General features: G+C 40.7%; 15 protein-coding genes. 7 read left to right on the top strand and 8 right to left on the bottom strand.

The window, feature by feature from the left end; translation table 11 throughout:
* Positions 1–40: 40 nt before the first annotated feature.
* On the bottom strand, positions 41–994 hold the full coding sequence (locus ACFPA1_RS28235) for a GNAT family N-acetyltransferase (protein WP_378588272.1): 954 nt from the start codon (positions 992–994) through the stop codon (positions 41–43).
* A gap of 133 nt (positions 995–1127) precedes the next feature.
* A complete protein-coding gene (locus tag ACFPA1_RS28230; RefSeq protein WP_378588270.1) occupies positions 1128–2093 on the bottom strand; it encodes an N-acetylglucosamine kinase in 966 nt (321 codons plus the stop codon).
* 286 nt (positions 2094–2379) lie between these two features.
* Between ACFPA1_RS28230 and ACFPA1_RS28225 the strand changes: the two genes are divergently transcribed.
* Positions 2380–4173: a SpoIID/LytB domain-containing protein gene (locus ACFPA1_RS28225; protein ID WP_378588268.1), complete on the top strand. Its 1794-nt coding sequence runs from the start codon at positions 2380–2382 to the stop codon at positions 4171–4173.
* A gap of 57 nt (positions 4174–4230) precedes the next feature.
* Here ACFPA1_RS28225 and ACFPA1_RS28220 read toward each other — a convergent pair whose 3' ends face one another.
* Positions 4231–4707 carry a peptidoglycan recognition family protein gene (locus ACFPA1_RS28220; RefSeq protein ID WP_378588265.1) on the bottom strand — a complete coding sequence of 159 codons (477 nt, stop codon included), beginning with the start codon at positions 4705–4707 and terminating at the stop codon, positions 4231–4233.
* A 474-nt stretch (positions 4708–5181) separates the two neighbouring features.
* Between ACFPA1_RS28220 and ACFPA1_RS28215 the strand changes: the two genes are divergently transcribed.
* Entirely contained in the window at positions 5182–5598 is a 417-nt protein-coding gene (locus ACFPA1_RS28215; RefSeq protein WP_378588262.1) for a DUF1284 domain-containing protein, read from the top strand.
* Positions 5599–5649: 51 nt separating this feature from the next.
* Here the strand turns inward: ACFPA1_RS28215 and ACFPA1_RS28210 are convergent, their stop codons facing one another.
* On the bottom strand, positions 5650–6087 hold the full coding sequence (locus ACFPA1_RS28210) for a protein-tyrosine phosphatase family protein (RefSeq protein WP_378588259.1): 438 nt from the start codon (positions 6085–6087) through the stop codon (positions 5650–5652).
* Positions 6088–6333: 246 nt separating this feature from the next.
* Between ACFPA1_RS28210 and ACFPA1_RS28205 the strand changes: the two genes are divergently transcribed.
* A complete protein-coding gene (locus tag ACFPA1_RS28205) occupies positions 6334–7773 on the top strand; it encodes a L,D-transpeptidase family protein (RefSeq protein WP_378588256.1) in 1440 nt (479 codons plus the stop codon).
* 68 nt (positions 7774–7841) lie between these two features.
* Here ACFPA1_RS28205 and ACFPA1_RS28200 read toward each other — a convergent pair whose 3' ends face one another.
* Entirely contained in the window at positions 7842–8516 is a 675-nt protein-coding gene (locus tag ACFPA1_RS28200; protein WP_378588253.1) for a uracil-DNA glycosylase, read from the bottom strand.
* Between the two features lie 175 nt (positions 8517–8691).
* On the opposite strand from ACFPA1_RS28200, the gene ACFPA1_RS28195 reads away from it, so the two are divergent.
* Complete coding sequence (locus tag ACFPA1_RS28195) at positions 8692–9012, top strand: YbjQ family protein (protein WP_213147589.1); 321 nt, start codon at positions 8692–8694, stop codon at positions 9010–9012.
* 3 nt (positions 9013–9015) lie between these two features.
* On the top strand, positions 9016–9240 hold the full coding sequence (locus ACFPA1_RS28190) for a hypothetical protein (RefSeq protein ID WP_378588250.1): 225 nt from the start codon (positions 9016–9018) through the stop codon (positions 9238–9240).
* 57 nt (positions 9241–9297) lie between these two features.
* On the opposite strand, the gene ACFPA1_RS28185 is transcribed toward ACFPA1_RS28190, so the two are convergent.
* The 3 genes from ACFPA1_RS28185 to ACFPA1_RS28175 form a co-directional block, all read right to left on the bottom strand.
* Complete coding sequence (locus tag ACFPA1_RS28185; RefSeq protein WP_378588247.1) at positions 9298–10482, bottom strand: amidohydrolase; 1185 nt, start codon at positions 10480–10482, stop codon at positions 9298–9300.
* Positions 10483–10527: 45 nt separating this feature from the next.
* The gene (locus ACFPA1_RS28180; protein WP_378588244.1) at positions 10528–11946 is read right to left on the bottom strand and encodes an MFS transporter; all 1419 of its coding nucleotides are present in this window, start codon (positions 11944–11946) and stop codon (positions 10528–10530) included.
* Positions 11947–12160: 214 nt separating this feature from the next.
* The gene (locus ACFPA1_RS28175) at positions 12161–14503 is read right to left on the bottom strand and encodes a helix-turn-helix domain-containing protein (protein ID WP_378588241.1); all 2343 of its coding nucleotides are present in this window, start codon (positions 14501–14503) and stop codon (positions 12161–12163) included.
* Positions 14504–14850: 347 nt separating this feature from the next.
* Here ACFPA1_RS28175 and ahpC point away from each other — a divergent pair, with 347 nt between their 5' ends.
* Positions 14851–15414: an alkyl hydroperoxide reductase subunit C gene (gene ahpC / locus ACFPA1_RS28170; RefSeq protein ID WP_213147593.1), complete on the top strand. Its 564-nt coding sequence runs from the start codon at positions 14851–14853 to the stop codon at positions 15412–15414.
* 12 nt (positions 15415–15426) lie between these two features.
* Positions 15427–16956 (top strand): alkyl hydroperoxide reductase subunit F, encoded by a 1530-nt coding sequence (ahpF, locus tag ACFPA1_RS28165; protein WP_213147594.1) that lies wholly within the window; start codon positions 15427–15429, stop codon positions 16954–16956.
* Positions 16957–17077: the final 121 nt, after the last annotated feature.

The raw sequence follows: 17077 nt of genomic DNA, 5'->3' as shown, positions 1-17077 counted from the left end.
CCTTAATATAAAAGAAAACAATTTACGTACTTAGCAAGGATTACAATTCTTTGTAATATTGCTGATACTCTTTCCAAACTTTGAAACCTAACCTGCCATAAAATTCGGTTAAGCCGGTCCAATCAATGACAATTCTATTGATCTTTCTATCTCTTAAAATGGAGACAGCCGCTTCTACAATGGCTAATCCATATCCTTTTTTTCTTTCTGCCCGGTCAATCCCCAACGGTCCAATTCCCCCTAAGGGTTCCTGAAACAGAGAAGCCCAATAAACATTCTGGGCGATAAAGGGTGAATCGGGGTCATTAATCCTGCAGAATCCAATAATGTCTCCTGCTTTTTTTAATACGACAAACTCTCTTCCGTTCCCGCCACATCTGAAATAGTGGTGGGCTTCATATTCCCATCTCCCAGGGAAACAACGCTGCAAAAAAGAAAGAAATGGTTCCTTTTCATTTTCTGTAAGGAGCGAAATTTGAACGTCCGTAAGCTCAGGTAGGGCGCTTTTTTCATCGGTTTGATAATGGTGAATCAAGTCCGATTCCGTACCGGCAGCCTGGTAACCTTTTTGTTCAAACCATTTTTTCGTTATTTCATATTCTATCGGCACACCCGGAAAGTAGTGGTGAGTGTCGCGGCCTAAAAACACCTTCTTGCAGCCGCTCTCCCTGAGAGCCGACTCACACCTTTTCAGTAAAGCGCTTCCAACTCCTTGCCCACGGGAGGAAGACCTGACAATTAACACCTGAATCCAGCCTGTTTGTCCATCTCTCGGTATATTTATTTTCTCTCTCCATGTTTTTGACACAATGAAACCTGCTAGCTGGTCCTGATCATCGATTGCCATACACGATCCTTGCGGCAGGATATTTTCATCATCAAAGCTGTTTTGTTTAAAAAGCTTCCCAGTCATTGGAAATTCTGCTCCAATTTCCGAGTTCCATAGATTGACTAATTGTGGTAATTTTTCTATATCCCATGGTATATATCGCATCAGAGGCCCACTCCTTTACCTCACAGCTTTCGGTCCATCTCGATTATTTCATTTAGATACTTCCATTATATCAAGGTACTGGAAAATGTGAAATAAAAAATCAAAAAACATTTAATATTTTTGTATTAATATTTCAATATTTCTTCATATTTTCTATAAAACTTGTGTCTAGGTCTTGATGGACACTAATAAAGCCAGCAATAACTGCGCCGCCAACAGGCTCCATTTCCGGCTTAATCAATTGAACATTTATGTTTAGTTCTTGCAGTTTCGACTGCATGATAGGCATAAGCAAATCTTCCCGATTAAAAACCCCGCCGACAATGACCACTGGGATCGGCCCCGCAGAATCCTTAAACAGCCTCTTGCTTAAGCTTCTAATCGCTAGTGCAAGTTTGCAGCCGGCGTGTTGAATAATTTGGTTGGCCGCTTCATCGTTTTTATCTGCGGCAGCTGAAACATATTTACTAAGCGGCGCAATGGCCATCCTCGACTTTCCGGTCTCATAAATGAATCGGATTAGTTCTGTTGGTTCCTGCACTTGAAAGTGATCAAGAAGCATGTTTGTCAGAATGGTTTTTTGCCCTCTTCCATCGTACGCCTTAAAAACAGCATTCAAGGCCGCCCTTCCGATGTCGTAGCCGCTGCCTTCATCATCAATTAAGTAGCCCCAGCCTCCTGCTCTTTGCCGTTCACCACTGGCATTGATGCCGAAGGTGATCGAGCCGGTTCCAGCTATTTGCACAATTCCCGGAACACCTAATGTCCCTGAGTACAATGCATTGACAGCATCGTTATCGACGATAATCTTGACATGGCCGGGGACATGCTTTGCCAAAATCTTTTCCATTACCTCCTTTGCTTCAGGCCGATCCACCCCGGAAATTCCTGCAAACACAGTATGCAGCATCGAAAATGCTTTTTCGTTTTGGCTTTTTAATGAAGTAAATAATGAAGACAGTTCTCTTTCCACAACGTGTATGTCGACACCGTTATGATTGGTCCCGCCGACCGTTTCGCTTGCATAAATTTTTCCAAACTGATCTGCAATAACTCCCTTTGTCTTTGTTCCACCGCCATCAATTCCAAGTACAAACATGCCACGCTTATCCCCCAAGAAAATTGTTTTTCACATTTCTATTATACATATTTGAAATATTATTTTAAATATTTTATTAAAAATTAAAATAAAATTTTAAACCTGTTTGAAATAAAATTTCACATTTATTTTTAAATATTTGAAATATTATGTTGACTACACTCATTTTCGTTTCCTATAATTTAATTGTCATGGAATGATAGTTTGATAGAGGGAGGGAAGATTTTAGAATCTAGCAGTCACTTTTTATTTAGGAAAGCGCTATCAATTAATTAGGGGGGATAAAATGCTTACTAAACAAGTAAGTAGATTCATTAGTGTGTTGTCCATTGTATTTATTGTCTTAGTTCTCTTCTTTAGTATCTTCTCTAGCCATTCAACTGTATCTGCCGCGAAACCCCAAATGACCTTTACTGAAAAAATTATGGCAAAGAATACATCGGCTGCAATCTTAGAATTAGAACTGCAAGGTAAACTAAAGCTTGCGGAAGACTACACTGTACAACAATGGGTTGATGGCAAGCAATATCCAAAATCTCTTCAGGATGTCAGAGTCGGAGCCGAAAATGTGACAGTTAAGGTGAATCCTAACCGCGAAATTACCAAAATCGTGATTGATGGGGTTACACCAGTAGAAAGCATGAGAGTTGGGATTATGACAACCAACTTTGCTTCAATGGAACATGTTCAAATTCAATTAAGCTCGCCAACGGGCCTAAAGATTGTGGACAAGCTTGCAGATGAAACCGTTGAGGCCGCAGGTAATGAGGTTATCACATTCAAATCTGTTGATGGTACTGTTTCTGTTGTGAAGGCAGATGGGTCTGTAATTTACTCTACAAAAAATAGAATTTACGTATCTACAGATGAGTCTAGCAAAATAAAAGCAGCCAATATTAAGAGAGCACAGGGTGTTCCTGAGTATAGAGGCAGCTTTGAAATTACTTCCGTATTGGGAAATAAGCTCCACTTAATTAACGATGTCGATTTAGAAGAATACCTATATCAAGTAGTTCCTAGCGAAATGCCAGCATCCTTTGGTCTAAATGCTCTAAAAGCACAAGCAGTTGCAGCCAGAACCTATGCATTGGGTGATTACCTGGGTGACCGCTTTGCCAAAGACGGTTATTTTGTCCTAGATAGTGTCATGAGCCAGGTGTATAACAATTCAGCTGAAAATGCTCTAACCACTCAGGCTGTACAAGAAACAATAGGCACCATTATGTTTGGTAATGATGGCAGTTTAGTAGATGCAAGATACTATTCAACTTCTGGTGGATTCGGAGCGTCCAAACACCAGGTTTGGGCGGATGGCGATGGCTCCTTCCCTGGGCAAGTGGTTCCATATTTATTGTCACAAAGCTATACATTTGATCCAAATGATTCAACAAAAATGCTGACAATTGATACGCATAATGAGCAGGAAATCCTGCAGTTTTACAAAAACTTGTCTTACCATGGTTATGATGATACTTCTGCCTATTTTAGATGGAACGTCTCTTTCTCTAAACAAGAGCTTGCTAATACAATCAATGCAAATATTAAGTCTCGATATAATGCCGATCCAAAATTTGTTCTTACCCAAAATGCCACTGGTGAGTTCGTAAGCCAGGCCATTCCGGCAGAGGGTATCGGTGAATTTAGAAATATGTATGTGGCCAAACGCGGGGACGGTGGAAATATTATGGAACTTGTCATCGAGGGGTCCACAGGCACGTATAAAATTGTGAAAGAATACAATATTCGTTTTACCATTCGTCCTCAGGCAGCATTCACACAAGGTGCCGATGTTTTACTTTATCGAGCAACTGGTGGAAGCTCTGACTATACTGCAGCACCATTGAAAAACTATTCCATCCTTCCTTCAGCCTTCTTCAGCTTTGAGATTAACGATCAAACTGGAGTTACGTTCTATGGCGGCGGCAATGGCCACGGTGTCGGGATGAGCCAATACGGCGCTTCACAGCTTGGCTTAGCCGGATGGGACTTTGATAAAATCTTAACCTCTTACTATCCAAATATGAATCTTACAGATGTATCAGTAGTTGGAGCACCTAGTCCAAAAGGACAAGGCAAATAACAGCAAACACGAGGACGGTTCTTCTGCTTCGTGAAGCAGAAGAACCGTCCCTTTGCATCATTTTTGACTGATGAAATCACGGAATTGATCCATATCGAATTTTTTCCCGGGGCAGGTCTTGGTTGTCCCAGGTAACTCACGGTGTCCTAAAACATCGGATACAGGGATATTGAACTCGTTCATTAAATAGTGACAAAGATTTTTCGCTGACGATAATTGCTCTTTTGTCGGATTGTCGACATCGAAATCTCCAGTAAGACAAATACCGAGTGATACTTCATTATAATGATAAGCGTGGGCGCCTACATGGTAGCCTCTCCCCTTCAGAATCTCTCCGTTTGCTTCTATAAAAAAGTTATAGCCAATTCCACTCCATTTCCGTACTGCTTGATGAAAGTGGTGGGTCTTATAAATATCCCAGCCCTGTTCTTGCGCATGGTGAATAATAATGTATTTTATCTGACCAGGAATTTTTTTTAACGGTTCGGAAAATTGTAAATGAACATCCCTGACAAAGTTAGGTTCTTTTAACATGAAATCTCTCCTAAAAATCAAGAAACACCCCATCTGGGATAATGTCTTGATGATCGATTTGTTCACGGACCTTTACTGATTGGAGATAACGAAAATGCTTGTCTCCATAAATCAGCCTTTAGATAAAGATTTAGCGATTTCCGTTACTTTCCTTGCCGTATGTATACGTTCCCTAAATGATTTAGAGCCTGGCTAAAGTTAATATGGGTCATACCAAAGACTTTTTTACCAAACTTAATCACCGCAAGCCCCATCTTTGCCGCATCCTCGTATTCCTTTTTATGGTGATAAAATAGACAAGACTGATATGATGCATGGGGACGGTTCTCGTGCATCATAAGCAATATAAAAAAGGAGACGGTTCTTCTGCTTTTGAAGCAGAAGAACCGTCCCTGTGCATCATTAAACGTGTTATAATATGTTAACTAGATTAGATTTTAGGTTTACCTTTAACATTAAATGGGGGGGAGATTTATGTACAGGCTGCGAGGTCATCATCTTTTTTGTCTTCTTGGCTATCGGGGAATGGGCTATTCCGAAGAATACGTGAAAAATATGACACATTTACATCAAAACTTGAGAAAAAACCCCACAACTTTAATTCATCTTGTAAATGGACCTGATCAGTTGTGCGAAAAATACCCTAACTCTGGGCAATACCACTGCGAAGACAATCATATTTATTCTAGAGACGCCGCTATTTTAGAGAAAATGGGGCTTAAAATCGGACAAATTCTGAGTTGGGAAGAGATCGAATCGCACATCCGAAAGTTTGTCGTTCCCGCCGATATTCAAACCATCTGCGAAACATGCTCCTGGCGTTCCTACGGAGTTTGCGAGGAAGGGATTCAAGAAATTCATGACGGGAAGGGCTTAAGGGAAGTTAAATGAAACAGGGGGACGGTTCTTCTGCCTCTGAGGCAGAAGAACCGTCCCCATGCATCATTTTATGCCCAGAAATTTTTCGTATTTTGATAATACTTCCATATAAATGGGCGGCGGTGCGACATCTGGTTTCTTTCTCCTGACTTTCCGCAGTGCCTGTTCACGATCTAACCGATACCGGTACATATAAAAAGCAGTTAGAATAAAACCAGTTCTGTGTATGCCAAACCTGCAATGGATTAGAACTCGATGCCCCCGGTCCACCAACTTGTTTATTTGCTTCATCAAATTATCTAACCATTCCACGCTTGGTTTAACCCAAAGAAAGATGGGTGACCAAATCATAACTCTCCTTGAAAAATCAAATTCAGGCTGATCAGGGGTTATGCGGAGGTTTACGATTGCCGATATTTTTCTTTTAACAAAGTTCCAGTCATCGGAAGAAATACTCCCCCCTGCGTACAATCTTCCTGGGATCATTTCAATATGGTTCAATTTGTTTACTCCTCCGTACTTGATTAATTTACATTATGAAAAAAGAAGGTTAAAGTTCCTCATCATTCCTATCCCAGTATTTTTTACGAGCAAACAAAAAACGACAATGTTTGACGATAACATTTAGTAGAATAGTAGTTACAATTTAATGTTTTTGTTAAAAAATAGTAAAAATTGAAACATAACCAATATATTTAACGTCTATAGGATTGATAGCTGAAATTACCTAGGGTGGGGGGATTCTTTTTGGAAAGTACGGTAAATATTAATGAAATCAATCAACAACGTGCAAATCCAACAAAACGGTTTGCAAACTGGAAGTTTATCACAGGAAGTATCATCGTTGGTCTTGCAGTCATTGCGGCAGGCAGCTATTATCAGGCAACCCACTTTAATTCAAATATCAAGATTAATAGTGTAAAAGTCAATGGACTGAGTGCTGAGCAAGCACTTAACAAGTTAAAAACAACCGAGTTAAAAAACGTGGTCTATATCGGCAATCAGCAAATTATAGATGGTGAAGATACGAAGATGGCATTTACGGACAAAGATTTGGCCGATGTCAAAAAATTATTAAAAAGCCAGTGGACGTTTTTACCGTCTTCAAAAGCAAAAGATTATTCATTAATGCCTGGAAATCAGGACCAATATCGAAATCAGACGTTGAAAAAACAGTTGGAAGAAAAGCTGCTATCCATGAATCAAAGTTTAAAGGTGCCTCAAGATGCTGTTGTTCGTTTGGAACAGGGTAAAATTGTTGTTTCTAACAGCATTGACGGTGAACAGTACGATGTCGCCAGTCTTCTCAAGGACTACGAAAAGCATGAATATGTTGGTGAAATCCACCTTAATCCTGTATACATACAGCCCATTAAAGAAGACAGCGAGTTTGTAAAAAGTCAACAGAAAAAGCTGGAAGAATTCCTTGCGCAGACCGTTGAATATAAGGTTCAGGATAAAGTTTTTCCATTAAACGCAGGCGAATTAATTAAAAATGCCTCCATTTCAAAAGATTTGCAGATTAAGATTGAAGATGCAAGTGATATAAAGAATAAGATTGCTGAAATTAATAATTCACAATCCACATTAAATAAGGACTTCTCATTCAAGACCCATTCAGGTTCAGTGATATCGGTAAAAGGCAAAGGCTATGGCTGGGCCATAAACGTTGATAAAGAAATACCGAGGATTCTGGCTGCTTTTGAAAATGGGGAGAAATCCGTAGCCGCCTCCAATATTTACGGTAAAGGCTGGAAAGGTGAAGGATACGGATATGATACGATTACGAACAATGGCATTGGCGATACGTATGCCGAAGTCTCTATTGCTGAGCAGCGGATTTGGATATACAAAAATGGACAATTAGTCGTCACGACGAATGTCGTAACAGGCACACAAAACACCGGTCATGGTACATCACCAGGAGTGTGGTATATCCTCTATAAGCAAACATCTGCCATCCTAACGGGCAGAGAAAACGGAAAAATCACTTATCAGACTCCTGTTCAATATTGGGCCCCGTTTACGAATGACGGACAGGGATTCCACGATGCCAACTGGCGATCAAATTGGGGAAGTAAAGCCTATCTTGCGGCAGGATCACACGGCTGCGTCAACACACCGCCAAGCGTGATGAAAACCGTGTACAATAACCTCAGTGCCTATCAGCCGGTTATCGTTTATTAAAGATGAGACAAGGGGACGGTTCTTCTGCTTGATTTTTTAAAGCAGAAGAACCGTCCCTTTGCATCATTCTATAGATTAGGTATCTGCCAATCAATCTCCTCCATTCCCAGTTCACGTAAAATTGCATTCGCACGGGAAAAGGGCCTGCTGCCAAAAAAGCCCCTGTTGGCGGAAAATGGGCTTGGGTGCGGCGACTTTATAATGAAATGCCGTGATGAGGTTATCAGCTGTTGTTTTTGTTGGGCAAAATTCCCCCAAAGGATAAACACTACCGGTGTCTCCCTATGATTTAATGTTTCTATAACTTTGTCCGTGAACATCTCCCAGCCAAGGCCTTTATGCGAGTTTGGGGTTCCCGCTTGGACGGTTAAGACCGCATTCAGCATTAATACGCCCTGTTTAGCCCACTTCTCTAAGAATCCATTATTGGGAATATAGCATCCCAAATCAGACTGCAGTTCCTTATAAATATTTTGCAAAGACGGCGGAACTCCTACCCCCGGTTTAACTGAAAAACTTAAACCATGGGCCTGACCGGGACCATGATATGGGTCTTGGCCTATAATCACTACTTTCGTATCATGATAAGGGGTAAAATGCAGCGCATTATAAATATCATATTTATCGGGATAGATCTCTCTTGTTTGATACTCTGCGGCCAATACTTTCCGCAAACGTTGATAATATGGTTTCTCAAACTCCCCTTCTAGCAAATGCTCCCAGTCGTTTTTTAAAATAGACATGTTCGTTACTCACTCTTTCTAAAGTTGTTAAACACCTTTAATTATAGGAGTGATTATTTGGGGTTTCAATGAAAAGAAGAACCCGCCCCTTGCACACTAAAAAGTAATGGTATTTATATCCAACGGAAAGTAAAATAGACATGTAGGTATTATTTTTGTTAAGGGGCGGATCGGTATGATTATCGTAACAACAGAAAATATTGCGAATCATAAAGTGACAGAAGTGTTAGGTCCTGTATTTGGATTAACTGTCAGGGCAAGAGGAATTGGCAAGGATATTATGGCTTCCTTAAAGGGGCTTGTCGGCGGCGAAATCAATCAGTATACAGAAATGCTTGAAGATGCCAGGAAACAAGCGATCGACCGGATGGTGAAAAATGCTGCCGCAATGGGAGCAAACGCGATTGTAATGATGCGCTTTGACTCAGGAGAAATCGGCCAGAATATGAGTGAAATTGTTGCTTACGGAACAGCTGTTGTTGCGGAAAAGGAATAAACGATGAAGTGGATTTTGGGATTTTACGGCATCCAAATCTTCATTCTGATTATGCTAATCATCCTCTCCTGGCTCATTTGGGACCGCCGCTTCAAGAATAAACATGGACAGCAAGTACCTAAAGGCTTCATCCGAACAAATGAAGTTTCCATTGATCCAACCACAAATAAAAAATTAGTCGTTTACTTCAATCCGGAGACCGGAGAACGCTTCTATAAAGAAGATTAAAACACGAGGACGGTTCTTCTGCTTCATTTTTTGAAGCAGAAGAACCGTCCCCATGCATCATATTCCGTAATAACCGCAAACAACCTGGCCGACAGCTTTTGCTGCTACTAGGAGGGCGTCTTCGTCAATGTTGAATTTCGGATGGTGGTTGAAGTATGGTTTTTCAACCCCTTTTGGTGTACAGCAAATGTAGAAGAAGCAGGCTGGGAATTTTTTCGCATAGTGCGCAAAGTCTTCTGATGGAGACAATTTCGGAAATTCCCTTACCTCTGTAATATCTTTATCAATTGCGTTCTTGAGAACCTCTGCGACCATCTCCGTGAGTTCCGGATTATTATACAGTGGCGGATAGTCAGGTGTATACGTCAACTCACAAGTGACGTTAAATTCTTCTTCAATCCCTCTTGAAATACGGCGAATTTCTGTTTCGATTAACGTACGGGTTTCATCTGTCATTGCCCGCACATCGCCTTCAATTTCGACGCTATCCTTAATGACATTAAAGGTACCCTTTCCGTCAAATGACCCAATGGTGACGACGCCCATATCAAATGGATTTAAGCGGCGGCTGACAACGGTTTGAACAGCCGTTACAAAATGAGCTCCGGCGACAATCGCATCATTGGCTAAATGAGGCGAAGAACCATGGCCGCCTACCCCTTGGACCTTTAATTTAAAGTAGGCACGTCCAGGAAAGACGTATCCACTGTTATAGCCAACAACCCCGGAAGGTCCCATTGGCAGTAAATGAATACCGAAAATATTGTCCAAATCATCAAGCAGCCCAGATTCGATCATGCCGATTGCTCCGCCTGGCGGTACCTCTTCAGCAGGCTGGTGAATAATCTTAATCGTACCAGGAATTTCATCCTTTAACTGGATTAAACAATCGGCCAGCACCATGAGATAGGCAGTATGGCCGTCATGAGCGCAGGCATGCATGACACCTGGATTTTTCGATTTGAACGGAACATCTGTTTCTTCAAATATTGGCAGAGCATCGAAATCAGCGCGTAATCCAATCGTCTTCCCTGGCTTTCCGCCTGTAATCGTCACGATTAACCCGTTGCCGCCGCCCACTTTCCGATCTACCTTGACATCTTTTCCTTTATAAAATTCTTCGATATATCTGCTTGTGTTTTCTTCTTCAAACGATAGTTCAGGATGTTCATGAAGATATCGGCGAATTTCAATCATTTCTTCTTTACGCTCTTCTAACATTTGCATTAGTTTGCTCTTCATTCCCAGTTCCTCCATTCAATCTTTTTTGCAAAAATTCCCCGCACATTAACTTGCTTGTGGTTCGGCCTTCATTACACGCTCCCGCTCTTTCTCTTTCCCTGCATTTTGCGGAACCATGATGATAATGGATAACAGCGCCAGCACACCAAAGATCACATTCACGATGACACCTGCGGTTGCTGCGACTTCAATGCTGGAAACGGCCGCCATTGTGCTGTAGACCGTTGCGGAAATCGCCACACCGAAGGCGCCGCCAAGCGAACTTGCCATTTTATAAATTCCTGCTGCTTCACCCACTTTATTGGATGGGGCATTGGATACTGAAGTATCGGTAGAAGGTGTTGCATATATTCCAAGTCCCAGGCCAAATAAGGCAAAGCCAATAAACACGGCAATCGTATATGTTAAGTCATTCAGGAAGGTTAATCCCATCATCGCAACGCCAACTGTTGTAATAATCGTTCCCCAAATCATCGGTTTCTTCGCTCCAACTCTTTGAAGAATTTTCTCTCCGACACGAATCATGGCTAACACAGCAACCAAGTAGCCGAGTGACAGCATACCTGATTGGAAGGCTGTGAATCCCCTGCCGACTTGTACATAAGTGTTTGCGACAACAAGTGTGCCTGCGATTGCATTTAATAGGAAGTTTGAATAAGTCGCTCCTGCATATGGCTTATTTTTAAATAAGGAAAAGTCGATTAACACGATAGCTTTGTTTCTTTCCACCTTGAAAAAGACAATCGCTCCAACTATTGCAACTACAGCAAGGATGATGGTAGTTGGGCTTGTCCATCCTAAATCTGCTCCAAAAGCGATAAACACGTTTAAAGCAAGCATGGTAATTATGAAGATGCCTAAACCTGCATAATCGAATTTAAAAGCACCAGATGTTTCTCCCTTACTTTCTGGAGTATCCTTAATTAAAAACATACCAAGCAGCGCAAATATAATGGAAAAGATAAAGATCCATCTCCATCCCATGTAAGTAGCAATTGCGCCCCCGGCGAACGAACAAACCCCTGATCCGCCCCAAGAACCGATGGACCAAAAGCTTAATGCCCGCTGTCTATCTGCTCCTTCATAATACGCTTTTACTAACGCAATGGTTGCCGGCATAATACATGCTGCAGATAAGCCTTGAATGATACGTCCGATAATAAGAAGAACCGCTCCTTGGGCAAACACTAAACAAAGCGAGCCGATAATACTTAAAATCAAACCAATATTGGTAATTTTTTTACGTCCTATTTTATCTGCGAGCCCGCCCGCAGCCACAATAAACATTCCTGAAAATAACGCACTTAAACTAATCGCTATATTCAACGCCTCAAGTGATACCCCTAAATCCGCTTGAACAGATGGGACGACGTTGACCATTGCTTGTGCAAACAGCCAGAATGTAATAACACCAAACACAATTCCGGTAATTAATTTATTTGTACCTTTATAGGTGCTCATCATAAATTCCTCCTTGACCATTATTATTTGTTTTTTTGTCTTGGTTAAACTGCAAACTCTTAAAAGTAAAACAGGTGATTTAAATCATCTTGTGCCTTTATTATAAAAAAATGACCCCTTGTAAAAGGAGTCATTTTTTATGCAGATCACGGTATCGTCAAAGGCATTTATTAACTTTAAAAATAGGAACGTAAAATTTTACGGTCAATTTTTTACCTTATAGGTTTACTTTCCTTATTTCAAAAAAGTGAACCGCATTTACAGTTAAATAGGAGTAAAATGACCACTCCTCATCAATCATTTCATCATAAACCTCTAAACTTGGATGGCTTGTCCGAATAATATAGTCAATAATCTCTTGGTCCATACCATATTTACTATTGTTTTCCCGCCAGTTTTTATAAAGGGCCCCATGATCTTTATCAAAAACATATTTGCGTATTTGATATTCACCACTAGGAATCCCACTAATCGTTACCCGCATTTCTCGCATTAATTTTTGCAGAAAAGTTTCTTCAATTGAAAAATAGGGGTTCACAATATTACTGTTCATTAACACAAGCTGATAGCCGCGTTCATTTTCTGTCATGATATAAGATGGACCCTTTGCGACTACTTTACCTTGCAATTTTTTGAAGAATGACATGGCATAATAGACAGGCCGCTTGCCATTAAAATAATGAAACAGCTCCATTCCTTCTAAAGGAATATCTTTTCCTCCCATATTTTGCTCGTGTGTTTCGGTATTAATCCAGAAACCGAGCGTTTTCACGTCATCCGAAACTTTAATGGCATCATTCAAGATTAAAGCTCCCCGGAAAAAGGTTCCGTTTGTATAACGGGTATTTCCCGAAATGGTGTTCCAAGTCTGCAAATGCAGCGGCTTATCAATGGAATGCGCTTTTAAATATTGCTTTAATTTTTCCGTTTTTTCCTTTATAAAATCTTTTGCCAATCCATAATGGTGGTCGATTAATTCTTTAAAATTGATCACTTCATTAGGGCTGACTTTATAGGCGAGAAAATCAATTTCCGCAGCTTGCTGCAAAATCCACTTATACTGGTCATTTGTTGTACCAGCGGTAAATGAAAAAGGTAAAAACGCCCCTACTTGAATCGAAGGAATTTCTGTTTTTATTAACTTTCGCAGTTTTAAATAAAATTTCTCTAATTGTTTACTCGCAAAAGCCTGATCAAATGTTTCTGAAAATAAAAAGCACCATGTGGAGAGATAACTTTCACCGAAGACTTGTAAGCAATGTTTTAAAAAGCTCTGCAGCTTAAGTAAATAGGCATCCTCAGCTGTTGCTATTTCCGTGTAGTTTACTTGGATAAATAAGGACAATTCATTCGTTTTCATAAACTGAATGACCTCGTCTGAATTGTAATACGGTGAGGTCGTTGGGATTAATTCATCTGTTTCTACCGCTGGCGGGATCGTCCTGCCACTCAATAATTTTTGAATTCCAATATACTTAATATTTAAATCTTCTTTCGCTAAAAGAATTTGCGTTCGAACGGATTTCTTTAGTAATTCCCTTAGTTCACCAATCATTAGAATCTGGTTTGGATGTTTTAATATTTTTCTATTGGCAGAGCCTACCTCGATTTTCAGCTCTTCCAAGCGGGTTTCTGTATTACTAAATGATTTTGCATTTTCTCCTTCTGTGATCAGAACGCCTAATTTCATTAATATATCAGGAGAACTAAGCAAGATTTCTGTATCCTTCAGCTGAAAATTCTCAACAAGAGCCACTTTTTCCTGTACGTTCTTTTCACGGAATGTATGAGGTGTTTCCCCATAAACCTTTTTAAACAAACTTGAAAAAGATTTGGTGTTGGGAAAGCCATTTTTCAATGATATATATGTAATCGATTCGTCTGTATACAACAAATCCTTAACGCTATGTTCTAAGCGAATATTCATTAAAAAGCCTATGAAGCCAATCCCTACTTGCTGTTTAAAATATCGGGAGAAATAACTGGGAGACAAATAAAATTTATGAGCCACTTCCTCCAATGTGAGCGGTTCATCAAAATGCTGTTCAAGATACAAAATGATCTCTTTCAGCCTTGAATCCTCGACCTGAATATTTTCAGAAATCCTTCCTTCCTTTTTAAACCTGCGGATCAGCATCAGTAGAATTTTACAGACCATTTCTTGCATTTCAAGACGATAACCTTCTTCTTGCCTGCAATAAATAACCATCAACTGCGCAAGGAGTTTTCGCATTTCCGACATCATAGTTTCTTTCCCTCGGTCGATTTGCTGGGAAAATAAATCAAACTGATAATGGCGGTACTCCGAATAATATGTCGAGATAAAAGAATCTGGAACACTTAAGGTTAAAACCGTATTTTTCTTCGATCCTTTGACTTGGTATAGTTGATTTCGATTAATCACAAGGTAATCATATTCTTTAAGATGATAAAACCTGCTATTGGTTTCAATGATTAATTCCCCATCAAGAACAAGAAAAATTTCAATCCCCGAATACAACGTAGATGACAAAAGCTCAATATTTTGCAATCGCAACTGAAAATCTTCACCTGCAGCCACTTGGATCACTCCCTTCATTATTCATTGTATCCAAAAAATATGCACGGGGACGGTTTTTCTGCCTCACTGAGGCAGAAAAACCGTCCCCGTGCATCAGTTAATTGAGAAATGTTAATAGCAATTGAAAATTGGAGTTTATTTTCCAGTATATTGATTGGCGCCAATTATTTTAAATAAAAGTTCATTCTCCTTGACAAAATGGCAATATTTATATAATAATATCTCTTGTATTAGAATTATTTTAAAAAACTAATTATAATTAAAAGGAAAATAATTAGTTCCCTGTAGTTTTGGCAATAATGCTATAGTGAACTATTTATTAATACACCCTCAGGAGGAAGATCATTATGTCTTTAATCGGTAAAGAAGTACAACCATTCTTAGCACAAGCTTACCAAAATGGTGAGTTTATCTCAGTTTCTGAAGAAACTTTCAAAGGTAAATGGAGCGTCCTTTGCTTCTATCCAGCAGACTTCACATTCGTATGCCCTACTGAATTAGAAGACCTGCAAAACCAATATGCAACTCTTAAAGATCTTGGCGTTGAAGTATACTCTTGTTCAACAGACACTCACTTCACTCATAAAGCATGGCATGATCATTCACCAGCTATCAGCAAAATCGAATATGTTATGATCGGCGACCCTGCGCAAAAGGTTACTCGTGCATTCGATGTACTAGATGAAGCAGAAGGTCTTGCACAACGCGGAACTTTCATCATCGATCCTGACGGCATTGTCCAAGCTATGGAAATCAACGCTGATGGCATCGGCCGTGACGCTAGCACAATCGTTAACAAAATCAAAGCAGCTCAATACGTTCGCAACAACCCAGGTGAAGTTTGCCCTGCTAAATGGCAAGAAGGAGCTCAAACCCTTAAGCCAAGCCTTGATCTAGTTGGCAAAATTTAAGGAGTCATAACCATGATTTTAGATGCAGATATAAAAGCACAATTAGCCCAATATCTCCAAATGATGGAGGGCGATGTGCTGCTTAAAGTAAGCGCAGAATCTGATGATGTGTCTCGCGACATGTTGGCCCTTGTGGACGAATTAGCTGCCATGTCAACCCGTATTAAGGTAGAGAAAACAGAATTGCAGAGAACGCCAAGCTTTAGTGTGAATCGGATTGGAGAAGACACGGGGGTAACATTTGCCGGAGTCCCTCTTGGACACGAATTTACTTCCCTTGTGTTGGCACTGCTTCAGGTTAGCGGAAGAGCACCGAAGGTTGACCAAAAAGTCATCGACCAAATAAAAAACATCAAAGGTGAATATCACTTTGAAACTTACGTTAGCCTAACTTGCCATAACTGTCCTGATGTTGTACAAGCACTGAACGTGATGAGTGTTCTTAACCCAAGCATCTCTCATACAATGATTGATGGTGCGGCATTTAAAGAAGAAGTTGACAGCAAAGACATCATGGCTGTTCCAACAGTGTTCCTAAATGGTGAAACCTTCGGCAGCGGCCGTATGACCATCGAGGAAATCCTTGCTAAGATGGGAACTGGTCCGGATGCATCTGAGTTTGCTGATAAGGATCCATATGATGTACTTGTTATCGGCGGCGGTCCTGCCGGTGCGAGTGCGGCGATTTACGCTGCACGCAAAGGCATCCGTACTGGTATTGTCGCGGAACGTTTCGGCGGACAGGTGATGGACACGCTCGGTATTGAGAACCTAATCGGTACGAAATACACGGAAGGTCCTAAGCTGGCAGCAAGTCTCGAAGAGCATGTGAAAGAGTACAACGTTGATATCATGAATCTGCAGCGTGCGAAACGCTTGGAAAAAAATGACCTTGTTGAAGTTGAACTCGAAAATGGTGCTGTTCTTAAAAGTAAGACTGTCATCCTTTCAACAGGTGCACGCTGGCGTAATGTCAATGTTCCTGGCGAAGCGGAATTCAAGAACAAAGGTGTAGCCTACTGCCCTCACTGTGATGGTCCATTGTTTGCAGGGAAAGACGTGGCCGTTATCGGCGGCGGAAACTCCGGCGTTGAAGCAGCGATTGACCTGGCTGGTATTGTAAAGCATGTAACCGTTATTGAATTCGCTCCAGAGCTGAAGGCTGATTCCGTCCTGCAAGACCGACTCAATAGTCTTCCAAATGCAACAGTCATCAAGAACGCTCAAACAAAAGAAATTACCGGTACTGACAAAGTAAACGGTATTACCTATGTTGACCGTGCAACTGGCGAAGAACACCATGTTGAACTACAAGGTGTGTTCGTTCAAATTGGTCTTGTTCCAAACACCGAGTGGTTAGATGGTACAGTTGAACGTACTCGCTTCGGTGAAGTCATTGTAGACAAACGCGGGGCTACGACCCTCCCTGGAGTCTTTGCTGCAGGCGACTGTACCGACAGCGCATTTAAACAAATCATCATTTCAATGGGATCAGGGGCAACTGCAGCCTTAGGCGCATTTGATTATCTGATCAGAAATTAACACACGAGGACGGTTCTTTTGCTTCATTTTGAAGCTGAAGAACCGTCCCTTTTCCTTTACGTGATGCATCAGAACCGTCCCCATGCATCACCAATTTATGTTAATTCAAAAAAAGCCAAAA

This window comes from Neobacillus sp. GCM10023253, from assembly GCF_042653105.1.
Classification (GTDB): Bacteria; Bacillota; Bacilli; order Bacillales; family Cytobacillaceae; genus Neobacillus; species Neobacillus citreus.
Note: the sequence above shows the minus strand (reverse complement) of the source record. Positions and strands in the feature narration are given on the sequence as shown.

Coding starts and splice junctions, on each gene's coding strand:
- ACFPA1_RS28235 (WP_378588272.1), bottom strand. CDS start 994: ATGCGATATATACCATGGGATATAGAAAAATTACCACAATTAGTCAAT.
- ACFPA1_RS28230 (WP_378588270.1), bottom strand. CDS start 2,093: ATGTTTGTACTTGGAATTGATGGCGGTGGAACAAAGACAAAGGGAGTT.
- ACFPA1_RS28225 (WP_378588268.1), top strand. CDS start 2,380: ATGCTTACTAAACAAGTAAGTAGATTCATTAGTGTGTTGTCCATTGTA.
- ACFPA1_RS28220 (WP_378588265.1), bottom strand. CDS start 4,707: ATGTTAAAAGAACCTAACTTTGTCAGGGATGTTCATTTACAATTTTCC.
- ACFPA1_RS28215 (WP_378588262.1), top strand. CDS start 5,182: ATGTACAGGCTGCGAGGTCATCATCTTTTTTGTCTTCTTGGCTATCGG.
- ACFPA1_RS28200 (WP_378588253.1), bottom strand. CDS start 8,516: ATGTCTATTTTAAAAAACGACTGGGAGCATTTGCTAGAAGGGGAGTTT.
- ACFPA1_RS28195 (WP_213147589.1), top strand. CDS start 8,692: ATGATTATCGTAACAACAGAAAATATTGCGAATCATAAAGTGACAGAA.
- ACFPA1_RS28190 (WP_378588250.1), top strand. CDS start 9,016: ATGAAGTGGATTTTGGGATTTTACGGCATCCAAATCTTCATTCTGATT.
- ACFPA1_RS28185 (WP_378588247.1), bottom strand. CDS start 10,482: ATGAAGAGCAAACTAATGCAAATGTTAGAAGAGCGTAAAGAAGAAATG.
- ACFPA1_RS28180 (WP_378588244.1), bottom strand. CDS start 11,946: ATGATGAGCACCTATAAAGGTACAAATAAATTAATTACCGGAATTGTG.
- ahpC (WP_213147593.1), top strand. CDS start 14,851: ATGTCTTTAATCGGTAAAGAAGTACAACCATTCTTAGCACAAGCTTAC.
- ahpF (WP_213147594.1), top strand. CDS start 15,427: ATGATTTTAGATGCAGATATAAAAGCACAATTAGCCCAATATCTCCAA.